This window comes from Caballeronia sp. M23-90, assembly GCF_053574605.1.
Genome location: NZ_JBSIPA010001027.1, coordinates 1 through 281, shown reverse-complemented (window position 1 = coordinate 281; position 281 = coordinate 1). Strand labels below are relative to the sequence as shown.

At 62.3% G+C, this 281-nt stretch carries 1 protein-coding gene; it reads left to right on the top strand.

Annotation, left to right across the window (positions count from 1 at the left end):
• On the top strand, positions 1-281 hold a 281-nt coding region (locus ACRXB1_RS37630), incomplete at both ends, for a transposase (protein ID WP_449494967.1).

Sequence of the window (281 nt, the reverse complement as noted above, 5' to 3'; positions counted from 1 at the left end):
TGGCGCAAACGGCCGCTGTCGTTGCACGCGCAGCAGGAGTCTCGGCTCGAAGCGCAGGTGCGTGCAGCTCACGAGCGTAGCCGACAAACCTTCGGCCCGGAACGGCTACAGAAGGATCTGGCGAACCACGGTGTCCAGATTGGTGTTCACCGCATCAAGCGTCTGCGGGCGAAGCTCGGCCTTCGCTGCAAGCAAAAGCGCAAGTTCAAGGCGACGACCAACTCGACGCACAACCTGCCAGTCGCACCGAACATCCTGGACCAGGACTTCAGTGTGAGCGC